This is a genomic window from Streptococcus sanguinis, assembly GCF_900475275.1.
Taxonomy (GTDB): domain Bacteria; phylum Bacillota; class Bacilli; order Lactobacillales; family Streptococcaceae; genus Streptococcus; species Streptococcus sanguinis_N.
Genome location: NZ_LS483364.1, coordinates 440,883 through 455,072, shown reverse-complemented (window position 1 = coordinate 455,072; position 14,190 = coordinate 440,883). Strand labels below are relative to the sequence as shown.

The 14,190-nt window shown below is 44.6% G+C and carries 6 protein-coding genes, 2 tRNA genes and 3 rRNA genes; all 11 read right to left on the bottom strand.

Annotation, left to right across the window (positions count from 1 at the left end; all coding sequences use genetic code 11):
* Positions 1 to 43: 43 nt before the first annotated feature.
* A tRNA-Asn gene (locus tag DQM55_RS02330) sits at positions 44 to 117 on the bottom strand.
* 5 nt (positions 118 to 122) lie between these two features.
* Positions 123 to 238, bottom strand: a 5S ribosomal RNA gene (rrf, locus tag DQM55_RS02325).
* A gap of 116 nt (positions 239 to 354) precedes the next feature.
* A 23S ribosomal RNA gene (locus DQM55_RS02320) occupies positions 355 to 3,254 on the bottom strand.
* A 127-nt stretch (positions 3,255 to 3,381) separates the two neighbouring features.
* A tRNA-Ala gene (locus tag DQM55_RS02315) sits at positions 3,382 to 3,454 on the bottom strand.
* A gap of 64 nt (positions 3,455 to 3,518) precedes the next feature.
* Positions 3,519 to 5,066 (bottom strand): 16S ribosomal RNA (locus DQM55_RS02310).
* The 16S, 23S and 5S rRNA genes sit together here with 2 tRNA genes alongside, the layout of an rRNA operon.
* Before the next feature lie 303 nt (positions 5,067 to 5,369).
* A complete protein-coding gene (locus DQM55_RS02305; RefSeq protein WP_002922228.1) occupies positions 5,370 to 6,296 on the bottom strand; it encodes an ATP-binding cassette domain-containing protein in 927 nt (308 codons plus the stop codon).
* A gap of 10 nt (positions 6,297 to 6,306) precedes the next feature.
* Positions 6,307 to 7,374: an ABC transporter ATP-binding protein gene (locus DQM55_RS02300; protein WP_002902455.1), complete on the bottom strand. Its 1,068-nt coding sequence runs from the start codon at positions 7,372 to 7,374 to the stop codon at positions 6,307 to 6,309.
* Positions 7,375 to 7,382: 8 nt separating this feature from the next.
* Positions 7,383 to 8,309, bottom strand: coding sequence for an oligopeptide ABC transporter permease OppC (gene oppC, locus DQM55_RS02295; protein WP_002920135.1), 927 nt, complete (start codon positions 8,307 to 8,309; stop codon positions 7,383 to 7,385).
* Entirely contained in the window at positions 8,309 to 9,805 is a 1,497-nt protein-coding gene (locus tag DQM55_RS02290; RefSeq protein WP_002902452.1) for an ABC transporter permease, read from the bottom strand. The genes oppC and DQM55_RS02290 overlap by 1 nt, the downstream gene beginning before the upstream one ends.
* Positions 9,806 to 9,869: 64 nt before the next feature.
* A complete protein-coding gene (locus tag DQM55_RS02285) occupies positions 9,870 to 11,846 on the bottom strand; it encodes a peptide ABC transporter substrate-binding protein (protein ID WP_111675347.1) in 1,977 nt (658 codons plus the stop codon).
* A 232-nt stretch (positions 11,847 to 12,078) separates the two neighbouring features.
* Complete coding sequence (locus tag DQM55_RS02275; RefSeq protein WP_111675346.1) at positions 12,079 to 14,049, bottom strand: peptide ABC transporter substrate-binding protein; 1,971 nt, start codon at positions 14,047 to 14,049, stop codon at positions 12,079 to 12,081.
* Between the last annotated feature and the right edge of the window lie 141 nt (positions 14,050 to 14,190).

Below are 14,190 nucleotides of genomic sequence, written 5' to 3'. Positions count from 1 at the left end.
ATCCTATCACTAAAAATAAAAAGAGGTAAAAACCTCTTTGAAACTCCGCCAGTAGGACTCGAACCTACGACATCATGATTAACAGTCATGCGCTACTACCAACTGAGCTATGGCGGATAACTGCTAAGCGACTACCATATCTCACAGGGGGCAACCCCCAACTACTTCCGGCGTTCTAGGGCTTAACTGCTGTGTTCGGCATGGGTACAGGTGTATCTCCTAGGCTATCGTCACTTAACTATTGAATTAACTGTCCTGTCCTCTCAGACAAGCCTTGTCAACTCAAAATTGAATACAATATCAAATCTCACATTCCTCTAAACCATTCGCTGCACTCTGATGAAGCTCTTATTCTAGGATAAGTCCTCGAGCGATTAGTATTAGTCCGCTCCATGTGTCACCACACTTCCACTTCTAACCTATCAACCTGATCTTCTCTCAGGGCTCTTACTAACTTGCGTTATGGGAAATCTCATCTTGAGGTGGGTTTCACACTTAGATGCTTTCAGCGTTTATCCCTTCCCTACATAGCTACCCAGCGATGCTCTTGGCAGAACAACTGGTACACCAGCGGTAAGTCCACTCTGGTCCTCTCGTACTAGGAGCAGATCCTCTCAAATTTCCTACGCCCGCGACGGATAGGGACCGAACTGTCTCACGACGTTCTGAACCCAGCTCGCGTGCCGCTTTAATGGGCGAACAGCCCAACCCTTGGGACCGACTACAGCCCCAGGATGCGACGAGCCGACATCGAGGTGCCAAACCTCCCCGTCGATGTGAACTCTTGGGGGAGATAAGCCTGTTATCCCCAGGGTAGCTTTTATCCGTTGAGCGATGGCCCTTCCATGCGGAACCACCGGATCACTAAGCCCGACTTTCGTCCCTGCTCGAGTTGTAGCTCTCGCAGTCAAGCTCCCTTATACCTTTACACTCTGCGACTGATTTCCAACCAGTCTGAGGGAACCTTTGGGCGCCTCCGTTACCTTTTAGGAGGCGACCGCCCCAGTCAAACTGCCCGTCAGACACTGTCTCCGTAGATGATAAACCTACCGGGTTAGAGTGGCCATAACACAAGGGTAGTATCCCAACAACGCCTCCATCGAAACTGGCGTCCCGATTTCATAGGCTCCTACCTATCCTGTACATGTGGCACAGACACTCAATATCAAACTGCAGTAAAGCTCCATGGGGTCTTTCCGTCCTGTCGCGGGTAACCTGCATCTTCACAGGTACTAAAATTTCACCGAGTCTCTCGTTGAGACAGTGCCCAAATCATTACGCCTTTCGTGCGGGTCGGAACTTACCCGACAAGGAATTTCGCTACCTTAGGACCGTTATAGTTACGGCCGCCGTTTACTGGGGCTTCAATTCATACCTTCGCGTTACCGCTAAGCACTCCTCTTAACCTTCCAGCACCGGGCAGGCGTCACCCCCTATACATCATCTTACGATTTAGCAGAGAGCTGTGTTTTTGATAAACAGTTGCTTGGGCCTATTCACTGCGGCTGACCAAAGTCAGCACCCCTTCTCCCGAAGTTACGGGGTCATTTTGCCGAGTTCCTTAACGAGAGTTCTCTCGCTCACCTGAGGCTACTCGCCTCGACTACCTGTGTCGGTTTGCGGTACGGGTAGAGTATGATACAACGCTAGAAGCTTTTCTTGGCAGTGTGACATCACTCACTCGCTACTAAACTTCGCTCCCCATCACAGCTCAACGTTAGAGGTATAAGCATTTGACTCATACCACGCCTCACTGCTTAGACGTACATCCAATCGTACGCACGAGTTAGCCTACTGCGTCCCTCCATCACTTCATACTCTAGTACAGGAATCTCAACCTGTTGGCCATCGGATACACCTTTCGGTCTCTCCTTAGGTCCCGACTAACCCAGGGCGGACGAGCCTTCCCCTGGAAACCTTAGTCTTACGGTGGACAGGATTCTCACCTGTCTTGCGCTACTCATACCGGCATTCTCACTTCTATGCGTTCCAGCGCTCCTCACGGTACACCTTCTCCACACATAGAACGCTCTCCTACCATACCTATAAAAGGTATCCACAGCTTCGGTAAATTGTTTTAGCCCCGGTACATTTTCGGCGCAGGGTCACTCGACTAGTGAGCTATTACGCACTCTTTGAATGAATAGCTGCTTCTAAGCTAACATCCTAGTTGTCTGTGCAACCCCACATCCTTTTCCACTTAACAATTATTTTGGGACCTTAGCTGGTGGTCTGGGCTGTTTCCCTTTCGACTACGGATCTTAGCACTCGCAGTCTGACTGCCGACCATAATTCATTGGCATTCGGAGTTTATCTGAGATTGGTAATCCGGGATGGACCCCTCACCCAAACAGTGCTCTACCTCCAAGAATCTTGATGTCGACGCTAGCCCTAAAGCTATTTCGGAGAGAACCAGCTATCTCCAAGTTCGTTTGGAATTTCTCCGCTACCCACAAGTCATCCAAGCACTTTTCAACGTGCCCTGGTTCGGTCCTCCAGTGCGTTTTACCGCACCTTCAACCTGCTCATGGGTAGGTCACATGGTTTCGGGTCTACATCATGATACTAAAGCGCCCTATTCAGACTCGGTTTCCCTACGGCTCCGTCTCTTCAACTTAACCTCGCATCATAACGTAACTCGCCGGTTCATTCTACAAAAGGCACGCTCTCACCCATGAACGGGCTCGAACTTGTTGTAGGCACACGGTTTCAGGTTCTATTTCACTCCCCTCCCGGGGTGCTTTTCACCTTTCCCTCACGGTACTGGTTCACTATCGGTCACTAGGGAGTATTTAGGGTTGGGAGATGGTCCTCCCAGATTCCGACGGGATTTCACGTGTCCCGCCGTACTCAGGATACTGCTAGGTACAGAATCTATTTAAAATACGAGGCTATTACTCTCTTTGGCTGACTTTCCCAAGTCATTCTTCTATAAATTCTGAGTCCACATTGCAGTCCTACAACCCCGAAGAGTAAACTCTTCGGTTTGCCCTCCTGCCTCTTCGCTCGCCGCTACTAAGGCAATCGCTTTTGCTTTCTCTTCCTGCAGCTACTTAGATGTTTCAGTTCACTGCGTCTTCCTCCTCATTCCCTTAACAGAAATGGGTAACAGGCATCAACCTGTTGGGTTCCCCCATTCGGACATCCCCGGATCGAAGCTTACTTACAGCTCCCCGAGGCATTTCGTCGTTTGTCACGTCCTTCTTCGGCTCCTAGTGCCAAGGCATCCACCGTGCGCCCTTACTAACTTAACCTTATTTTTGACCTTTCAGTCTTAAACTCATTAATTTTCACAGCGTTTTCGGTTTATTTTCTTGTTACTATTTGATATCGGTATTCAATTTTCAATGGACAAGTTCTTTATCTAGTAAAACTAGATAATGGAGCCTAGCGGGATCGAACCGCTGACCTCCTGCGTGCAAAGCAGGCGCTCTCCCAGCTGAGCTAAGGCCCCACATAGCCCTCTCAAAACTAAACAAGACCCAAGTGCATTCCGTGTGTCCTTACGGACTCCTTAGAAAGGAGGTGATCCAGCCGCACCTTCCGATACGGCTACCTTGTTACGACTTCACCCCAATCATCTATCCCACCTTAGGCGGCTGGCTCCTTACGGTTACCTCACCGACTTCGGGTGTTACAAACTCTCGTGGTGTGACGGGCGGTGTGTACAAGGCCCGGGAACGTATTCACCGCGGCGTGCTGATCCGCGATTACTAGCGATTCCGACTTCATGTAGGCGAGTTGCAGCCTACAATCCGAACTGAGACTGGCTTTCAGAGATTAGCTTGCCGTCACCGGCTTGCGACTCGTTGTACCAGCCATTGTAGCACGTGTGTAGCCCAGGTCATAAGGGGCATGATGATTTGACGTCATCCCCACCTTCCTCCGGTTTATTACCGGCAGTCTCGCTAGAGTGCCCAACTGAATGATGGCAACTAACAATAGGGGTTGCGCTCGTTGCGGGACTTAACCCAACATCTCACGACACGAGCTGACGACAACCATGCACCACCTGTCACCTCTGTCCCGAAGGAAAACTCTATCTCTAGAGCGGTCAGAGGGATGTCAAGACCTGGTAAGGTTCTTCGCGTTGCTTCGAATTAAACCACATGCTCCACCGCTTGTGCGGGCCCCCGTCAATTCCTTTGAGTTTCAACCTTGCGGTCGTACTCCCCAGGCGGAGTGCTTAATGCGTTAGCTGCGGCACTAAGCCCCGGAAAGGGCCTAACACCTAGCACTCATCGTTTACGGCGTGGACTACCAGGGTATCTAATCCTGTTTGCTCCCCACGCTTTCGAGCCTCAGCGTCAGTTACAGACCAGAGAGCCGCTTTCGCCACCGGTGTTCCTCCATATATCTACGCATTTCACCGCTACACATGGAATTCCACTCTCCCCTTCTGCACTCAAGTTAAACAGTTTCCAAAGCATACTATGGTTAAGCCACAGCCTTTAACTTCAGACTTATCTAACCGCCTGCGCTCGCTTTACGCCCAATAAATCCGGACAACGCTCGGGACCTACGTATTACCGCGGCTGCTGGCACGTAGTTAGCCGTCCCTTTCTGGTAAGATACCGTCACAGTGTGAACTTTCCACTCTCACACCCGTTCTTCTCTTACAACAGAGCTTTACGATCCGAAAACCTTCTTCACTCACGCGGCGTTGCTCGGTCAGGGTTCCCCCCATTGCCGAAGATTCCCTACTGCTGCCTCCCGTAGGAGTCTGGGCCGTGTCTCAGTCCCAGTGTGGCCGATCACCCTCTCAGGTCGGCTATGTATCGTCGCCTTGGTGAGCCGTTACCTCACCAACTAGCTAATACAACGCAGGTCCATCTGGTAGTGATGCAATTGCATCTTTCAATTAATTATCATGCAATAATCAATTTTATGCGGTATTAGCTATCGTTTCCAATAGTTATCCCCCGCTACCAGGCAGGTTACCTACGCGTTACTCACCCGTTCGCAACTCATCCAAGAAGAGCAAGCTCTTCTCTTCAGCGTTCTACTTGCATGTATTAGGCACGCCGCCAGCGTTCGTCCTGAGCCAGGATCAAACTCTCATTAAAAAGTTTGAGTTCGCACTCATTACTGTCCACTGACAGATTTATTTTCGTTTTTTTTGACAGGTTACATATCTCTATGTCACCCTGCACTTGGTTCGTCTTGTTCAGTTTTCAAAGGGCTTTGTCTTTCGCGACAACTATATTAGTATATCACCTATACCTACTACCTGTCAATACCTTTTTTGAAAGAATTTAAAAAAATATTATTTTTAAATTGATGAATTGTTTTGCATACCTTTGAGGCTGGTAAATTGACCTACATTCTTTCTTTTAAAGGCGCAAAAAATGCCCTTTCGGACATTTTTTCTATTTTTGTTCTTGTTTATACTTTTCGAGTTCAGCTTTATTAGCCCAGACATAGTGTCCCGGACGAATCTCTGCCATTTCTGGTTTATCAACTGAATAATCGTGCTGTTCAGGATCATAGACCTTCAACACTTTTTTACGCTCCAAGATTGGGTCTGGAATTGGAACAGCTGAGAGCAGAGATTGTGTATAAGGGTGGACAGGATGGTTGAACAATTCCTCTGTCTCTGCCACTTCTACAATGACACCTTTGTAAATCACGGCGATACGATCAGAAATAAAACGAACTACCGAAAGGTCATGGGCAATAAACAGGTAGGTCAAGCCAAGCTCTTTTTGAAATTTTTTCAAAAGATTCAAGACCTGTGCTCGGACAGATACGTCCAAGGCGGAAATCGGCTCATCAGCAATCACGAAGTCTGGTTGCATGACCAGAGCACGAGCAATCCCAATCCGCTGACGCTGTCCACCAGAGAATTCGTGAGGATAGCGAGTTAAATGCTCAGCTAACAAGCCAACTTCATTGATGATATCTTTGACTTTTCTTTGACGATCTTCTTCGCTATCAAACAAATGGTAATTATAGAGACCCTCAGATATGATATAGTCAACCGTTGCACGTTCATTCAGGCTAGCTGCTGGGTCTTGAAAAATCATCTGAATCTTGCGAATCAAGTCTGCTTCTTCTGCTTTTGACTTTTTACCATTAATCTTTTTGCCTTCGTAGAAGATATCACCTGCACTGGTATCATTAAGGCCGATAATAGCTCGACCAATAGTAGTCTTACCAGAGCCTGATTCTCCTACAAGAGAGAAAGTTTCCCCCTTGTTGATGAAGAAATTTGCGTTTTTTACTGCTACAAATTTCTTACTTCCTTCGCCGAAGGAAATTTCTAAATCTTTAATTTCAACTAATTTTTCAGTCATTTCCTTCCTCCTAAGCTTCTAATTGATTGAAGCCCATTTTCGAACGAATTTTTTCATGCAGGTTTTCGATAATCTCTGGTTTATCAACCTTAGGCGCATCTTCGTGCAGCAACCAAGTCTTAGCCCAATGAGTATCTGAGACCTTGAAAGCCGGTGCTTCTTCTTCAAAGTCAATTGACATGGCATAGTCAGAACGCAAAGCAAAGGCATCTCCTTTGATCGGTGAATAGAGCGACGGCGGAGTACCAGGAATCGAGTAGAGGGCCCCATTCGCATCTGCCAACTGAGGCAAGCTGGATAGCAAGCTCCATGTGTAAGGATGTTTTGGCTCGTAGAAGATTTCTTCAACTGTGCCGTATTCTACAATTTCACCGGCATACATGACCGCAACCTTATCTGCAATACTAGCCACAACACCAAGGTCGTGCGTAATAAAGATGGTTGTGAAATGATATTCTTGCTGCAAGGATTTGAGCAAGTCAATGATTTGCGCTTGAATCGTTACATCGAGGGCCGTTGTCGGCTCATCACAGATAAGAATATCAGGACGGCAAGCCAAGGCAATAGCAATAACAATCCGCTGACGCATACCACCTGAGTATTGGAAAGGATATTCTTCGAAACGTTTTTCCGCATCTGGAATCCCGACCTTACTCATATAGTCAATGGCCATTTTTTTAGCTTCTTTGGCTGATTTTCCCTGGTGCTTGATAATGACTTCTGTAATCTGGCTTCCAATCGTATTAATGGGATCCAAGCTCGTCATCGGATCTTGGAAGATAGTCGCAATTTTTGCACCGCGAATCGGCTCCCAATCCTTGTTACTCCGAAGAGTTGTCAAATCTTTACCACGGTAGTCAATGGTTCCTTGAGCTACACGGCCATTTTCTTCTAGCATTCCAGTAAAGGTCTTGGTCAATACAGACTTACCAGAACCTGATTCACCAACAATAGCCAGAACTTCGCCTTCAATCAAGTCCAGAGAGACTCCACGAATGGCGGTTAAGACACGATCGCGAACATCGAATTCCACGACAATATCGCGAGCAGTCAATATTACATTTTCATTCTTTGTCATATTTACTCCTATCTATGTGTACGTGGATCGCTGGCGTCGGCTAAGTTTTGACCAACTACGAAGAAAGTAAGGGATACCAAAATCAGAGTTGTGAGTGGAATCCAAAAGAGGTAGGCATTCGTCGTCACGTTTTGAGAATAATCTGAAATCAAGCGTCCCAAACTTGGCACTGTTACAGGAAGCCCTAATCCAAAGAAGGACAGAAAGGCTTCGTAAGAGATAAAGCTTGGCAACATTTGTGAAGTGGTGGTCACGATAACAGATACCAACTGCGGCATAATGTTCTTCGTTACAATCTTGAGAGTTGGTGTACCAAGAGTACGAGAGGCAAGGTTGTATTCCAAATCCCGATAGCGCATAATCTGCACACGGATAGTGTAGGCAATACCGACCCAACCAGTAATCGTCATGGCAAAAATAAGATTCCAGAAACCAGCACCGATAGAGTAGGTCAAGACAATGACAATCAAGAGGGCAGGGATGTTTGAAATGATATTGTAGACTTCCATCATGACACGGTCGACTGTTTTGGAAATTCCCCAGATACCGCCGATGATGACTCCGATGGCCAGATTAATAACCGTCGCAATAATCGAAATAAGAATAGAGTTACGAGCACCAAACCAAACACCATCAAAGAGAGACTTACCATTACTATCCGTTCCAAACCAGTATTGAGCACTTGGTTTGATATAACGCATGCTAAAATCATTTACCTTGCTCACGTCATTAAAGTCGAAGTTTGAAAACATAGGATAAATGAAGCTCATGAGAATAATGGCAATCAGAATCCCTAGCATGGTAATGGTTGATTTCTTTTTCAGAAATTGACGCATGACTGATTTCCAGTAAGAATAGGCTGGAGCATCAATCGTTTCAGAGGCAAAATCGTCACGTTTGACAAATTGGAATTTGCTTTTATCAATTGTAGCCATTATTTACCTCCTTTTGATGTTAACTTAATACGTGGGTCCAGTACAGTCATCAGAATGTCACCCAGCAAGAGAGCAAAGATAGACAGACATGTGAAGATGAATACAAGACCAACAACCATAGAGTTATTGGATGCCTTAACAGAATCAATCAGCATCTTACCCATACCAGGAAAAGCAAAGACAGTTTCTGTCAGAGTCGCACCTGCAATAACACCAACGATAGAAGCTGGGATACTAGATACCAGCGGCACCATAGCGTTTTTAAAGATGTGCTTGTTAGAAATTTCTTTTTCAGAGAGTCCCTTAGCACGCGCAAAGCGGACAAAGTCCTGAGACTGCAAGTCAATCATATACCGGCGAATCCAAACAGCTGTCCAAGGAGCACTCAAAAGGCCTAGGATAACAGCTGGCAAGACATAAGAACGCCAATCTCCCGCTCCCAAGATTGGGAAGGAGTCTGGAAGACCGACAGCAGAGCCAGCCAAACGGACGATGTAGACCAAGGCGATGGTTGGCAGTGACATCATAAAGGTCAAGCCCGCTGTAGAAATGCTATCAAACCATGTGTTTTTGAGTCGAGCCATGTAAGAACCGAGTGGAATAGCAATCAGATAAGACAGAGCCACACCAATCAAACCGATAATGGCTGAGCTGGTAATCATGGATGGATTTTGATAGTTGCTTTGAGTCGCCGTATAGGCATCTCCCTTACCAAACTTAGCAATGTCCTGTGAATCGGCTTTGCTTGGCGTCTTATAGGTACGAGAATAGATATTTACAGACGATGTCTTTTTACCTGTTGGGAATTGAACTTCGGAAGACTTAGTTTGTCCTTGCCCTTGTGTAATAACCTGCAGAACAGGGATATTGGCATAGGTTGGATAAGAATTCCCTAAATTAAAGGTGATAAAGTTCTGGTGGACAAATGGGAACTGACCATTAAAGTAAAGCAAATATTTATGCTTGGTACCAGAACCCACAAGAGACCAGCCAACAGATGGATCATTTTCAAACCGGATATAACGCTCTAGGTTTGGATTTTCCTCATCTTGGATAACATTTGGATGGTCAATTTGAATCAAATTAGCATAGAACTCAAAGACACGTTCATACACAGGTACTTCACGTACAGCGTAGAATTCTCCGCTCAGTGGAAATTTCTGCAATTTCCAGCCATTACCGAGTTTATCAATATACTTCTGATAAATCTTCTCGTTTGCTTCAGTAGCTTCTGTGGTAACAGAAGAATCTTCCTTGCTGGCTTTCTCCTGCAGTTCCTTTGTATCATAATAGTCAATGTAGCCCATCCGCTCAAAGATAGTGTTTTCATAGTTAGTCTTTTTATCTTTATTGGTCGCTATCTTATTATAGTTAGGATCCTGCTTGAAAATCAACCTTCTTGGCACCATAGTATAGATAATGGCATAAGTCAGGGTCGTCACCAAGAAAATCGACACAATTGAGCGTAAGATACGCATAAAAATATATTTTTTCATTTATCGTTTCCTTTAAATTCCAAAAGAACTTTCTCCTCTATTAGAGAAAGTTCTCTTAGCAAGCTTATTTCACGTGGTCTGCTAATTCTTCTTGAGCTTTTTTATTAGATTCCGCACGTTCTTTATTCCATTTTTCCTGAGCGCTATTATAATCTTTTGTCGTTACAGGCTCATCCTGCAATTTCATGTATTTATAACTTGCTGCTTCACGCGCCTTAGCACCAGACCAAGCAAACGGTGCTGAGAAAGGCACTACCTTAGTCAAGGTTGGACGACCTGTTCTAGAAGTTACCGGAATCAACAAAGCACTATCAGTCAGCCAAGCCTGAGCAGCCGCATATTTTTCATAACGCTTGTTCAAATCTTGCTTTTCTGCACCAGCTTCGTCAACCAGCTTGGTATATTCATCCAAACCAACTTGTTTCGCTGCGGCATTATCTGTGCCATCAAATCCTAAGAAGGTCTTGGTGTTTTCACCACCAGGTTTGATAACATCAAGATAGGTAGATGGATCTTGATAGTCCGGAGACCAGCCGACATTATCTGAAATATCCCAGTCCTCTTCAGCAGCAGAAGGAGCAAACAAGGTAATGTTAGTCACTTCATCCTTAGACAATTGGTGAACATCAATCACAACATTATCTGTTCCCAAAGTCTTCTCAATGGATTGCTTGAGGGATTGAACGCGCTGTACTTTAGAAGTAGCTGTTTGATCAACCGGAATGTCCAGATGAATTGGGAATTCCACTCCATCAGCTTTCAAAGCTTCTTTTGCTTTAGCGAATTCAGCCTTTGCTTTGTTCTCGTTATAGAGACCATCTTGACCATCTGAGAAGTCAACGTCTTTCCATTCGTCGCCATAAGTTACTACTTTTTCCTTAACTAAGTCACCGAAGGACTTGTCACCAGCCTGCACAAATGTAGGTGGGATGTAAAGGTTACGAAGAAGTTTGTCTGCTCCGTCCTTACCATTAATCTGAGATGCATAGGACTCACGATTGAAGGCAAAGGTCAAAGCCTGACGGAAGTCCTTGTTAAGCAAGGCTTTCTTAGTTGAAGTCTTTTGAACTTCTGATGTCTTAGCCGTATGATTATAAGACTGGCGATCAATGTTAGTACCTACTAAGAAAGTTGAGGCATCTTGAGGTGTATAGACGATATTATCTTTAAAGTCTTTTTCAACCTTTTCATAAGTCGCACTAGTTGGGAAAAGTCTGGCTGTTGTCAATGCGCCTTGGCTGAACTGCTCAGCAGGTTTTCCTTGATCTTGTCCATCATAGAAAGAGAGTTTAACTGCATCTACGTGAACATTTTCTTTGTCCCAATAATTAGGATTCTTCTCAAATTGGATTTCAGATTTTGAAGTCAATGATTTGAGCAAGAAAGGTCCGTTGTAAAGCAAGCTTGTTGGATCAGTTGCTTGAGCGAACTTATCACCTTGGTTTTCCAAAAAGTCTTTGTTTACTGGGTAGAGAATTCCCATTGTAGTCTTAGAGTTCCAGAAACTTTCTGGCTCATTAAGAGTATACTCAACGGTATGATCATCAACTGCTTTGATTCCTACTTCTGAGAAATCAATCTTCCCAGAAATATAGTCCTTAAGCCCTTTTACAGAATCCTGAACCAAGTAGATTGTTTCAGATTTATTGTCTGCCGCATACTTAAGACCTGTGACAAAGTCTTCTGCTGTCACATCTGCGTACTCTTCACCTTCAGAAGTATACCACTTAGCATCTTTGCGAAGCTTGTATGTATAGGTCTTCCCATCTGGTGATACAGTCCATTCCTCTGCCATTGAAGGAACTAAGTTTCCATATTGGTCGTTTTCTAAAAGACCGTCAATGACATTTGCTGTCAAGTCTGTTGTAGCAGCTTTACTTGAAGTGAGATAGTTCAAGTTTTCAGGATCTGTCTCGTAGATATAATTAAAGGTGTTAGAACTGCCTGATTTTGTGTTTGGCTTAGAGCCTGAGCAAGCTGCAAGAAAGCCAGCCGCAAGAAGAGTTACTCCTGCTAACGCAAGGACTTTGCTTTGTTTCATATGGGTTTCTCCATCTTTTAGATTTTTAGATTTAATTAAGATTATAGCATAGATAGTACTAAAAGTAAAATAAATTTTCAGAATATTAAGTTAGCTCACTAACACCCTCAGATGTTTATGTAATCAGACTTCCTGCATGTCTGTCATCTAGGATTAGACAACATTAGCCTCGCCCATTCCGCCTCTAAAATCATCAAAAATCCCACTGTAGCTACAATGGGATTTTCTTTCTTTATTTAATATGTTCTGCGAGTTCTGCTTGAGCTTTTTTATTGGATTCTTCCTTTTCTTTTGCCCATTTTTCACGCGCTTTTTCATATTCTTTAGTCGTTATTGGTTTATCTTGGATTTCAACATATTTAAAGCTGTATTCACCCTTGTTTCCAGTCCAAGCAAATGGTCCTGAGAATGGAACAACCTTACGGACACTTGGTGTTGCACCAGATGACCAAGCTGGCATCAACAGGGCACTGTCTGTCAGCCAAGCCTGAGCTGCTGCATATTTTTCGTAACGTTTGTTAATATCCTCGTTTTCTGAAGCTGCATCTTCCAAGAGCTTGTCATACTCTTCAAAGCCGGCCTCTTTAGCTGCTGCATTATCTGTGCCAGGGTCAAAACCAAAGTAGCCGTCAACATTCTCACCAGTCTTAGAGCCAGTGATTTCCAGATAAGAAGATGGATCGTTATAATCTGGGCTCCAGCCGAGATTATTATTCAAATCCCAGTCTTCTTGAGATGCCGAGGTTGCAAAGTAGGTGATGTTATTCAAGTCATCATCTGTCATCTGCTGAATATCAATCACCACATTGTCAGATCCAAGATTAGCTTCAATAGACTGCTTCAGTGACTGAACACTCTTAACACCATTGGTATCTGCTGAGCTGACCGGAATATCCAGATGAATAGGGAATTCCACTCCTTCTGCCTGCAGCGCTTCTTTAGCTTTGGCAAATTCTGCCTTAGCTTTTTCTGGATTATAAAAGCCATCCTGAGCGTCGTCTAATTTGACTCCCTTCCACTCATCGCCATAGCTAGCCAGATTTTCTTCTACAATGCTGCCGAACTCTTTACCATTAGCCTGAACAAAGGTTGGCGGAACAAAGGTATTACGAAGTTGCTTGTCTGCTGCTTCTTCGCCATTGGTTTGGGCAGAATAGGCAGTACGGTCAAAGGCAAAAAGCAGAGCCTGACGGAAATCTTTATTGAGCAGTGCTTTCTTAGTGGAAGCTTTCTGTGCATCCGTTGTCTTAGAAGTATGCTCGTAAGACTGACGGTCGATATTAGTTGTAACAAAGAAGGTTCCTGAACCTTGAGGAGTGTAGACGATATTGTCTCCATACTGTTTCTTCACACTGGCAAAGTTGGAGCTATTTGGGAAAAGACGGGCAATGGTGTAGTTGCCGTCAGAGAAGCCACGCACCAGCGATTCTGTATCTTGCCCATCATAGTAAGAGAACTTGACAGTATCGATTTTCACCTTTTCCTTATCCCAATAGTTCGGATTCTTCTCTAAGCTAATTTGAGATTTGGAAGTGATAGATTTCAAGATAAACGGACCGTTATAGAGGACGCTGGTTGGATCTGTCCCCTGAGCAAATTTGTCACCTTTTGATTTCAGAAATTCTTCGTTAATCGGGAAAAGAATCCCCATGGTTGTCTTAGAATTCCAGAAACTTTCTGGCTGATTGAGAGTGTATTGAACAGTAGAATCATCCACCGCCTTAACACCAACTTGGGAGAAGTCAGTTATTTTACCATTGACATAGTCATCCAAGCCTTTAATGGATTTTTGAACGATATAGAGACCATCAGACTTGCTGTCTGCGGCATGCTTCAGACTGGTCACAAAGTCCTTAGCAGTCACATCTGCATACTCTTCACCATCAGAAGTATACCACTTCACTCCCTCACGAAGCTTATAAGTATAGGTCAGACCATCTTTTGAAACGGTCCAATCTTCCGCTAGAGAAGGCACTAAGTTACCATACTTATCGCTTTCTAGCAAACCATCCACTACATTAGCCATAATCTCATTGGTTGCCCGCTTATTGGACACAGTGTAATCCAGTGTATCTGGATCTGAGGTATAAACATAGCTATAGTTTTTCCCAGATGAATTGGAACCACCAAACGAACAGGCAGCCAAAATTCCTGCAGAGAGAATGACAAGCCCAGCAGCTGCAGCTAACTTAGATGTTTTCATAAACTTCCTCCAGTTTTCATTAAGATTACTTTCATTATAGCACTTCTGCGACAGGATGTAAACGCTTCAATGCAATAGAGAGTCATATAAAAAAAGAGACTGGGACAAAATGTCTCAGTCTCGCTTTATCGTATTCACAAA

Coding starts and splice junctions, on each gene's coding strand:
- DQM55_RS02285 (WP_111675347.1), bottom strand. CDS start 11,846: ATGAAACAAAGCAAAGTCCTTGCGTTAGCAGGAGTAACTCTTCTTGCG.
- DQM55_RS02290 (WP_002902452.1), bottom strand. CDS start 9,805: ATGAAAAAATATATTTTTATGCGTATCTTACGCTCAATTGTGTCGATT.
- DQM55_RS02305 (WP_002922228.1), bottom strand. CDS start 6,296: ATGACTGAAAAATTAGTTGAAATTAAAGATTTAGAAATTTCCTTCGGC.
- DQM55_RS02300 (WP_002902455.1), bottom strand. CDS start 7,374: ATGACAAAGAATGAAAATGTAATATTGACTGCTCGCGATATTGTCGTG.
- oppC (WP_002920135.1), bottom strand. CDS start 8,309: ATGGCTACAATTGATAAAAGCAAATTCCAATTTGTCAAACGTGACGAT.
- DQM55_RS02275 (WP_111675346.1), bottom strand. CDS start 14,049: ATGAAAACATCTAAGTTAGCTGCAGCTGCTGGGCTTGTCATTCTCTCT.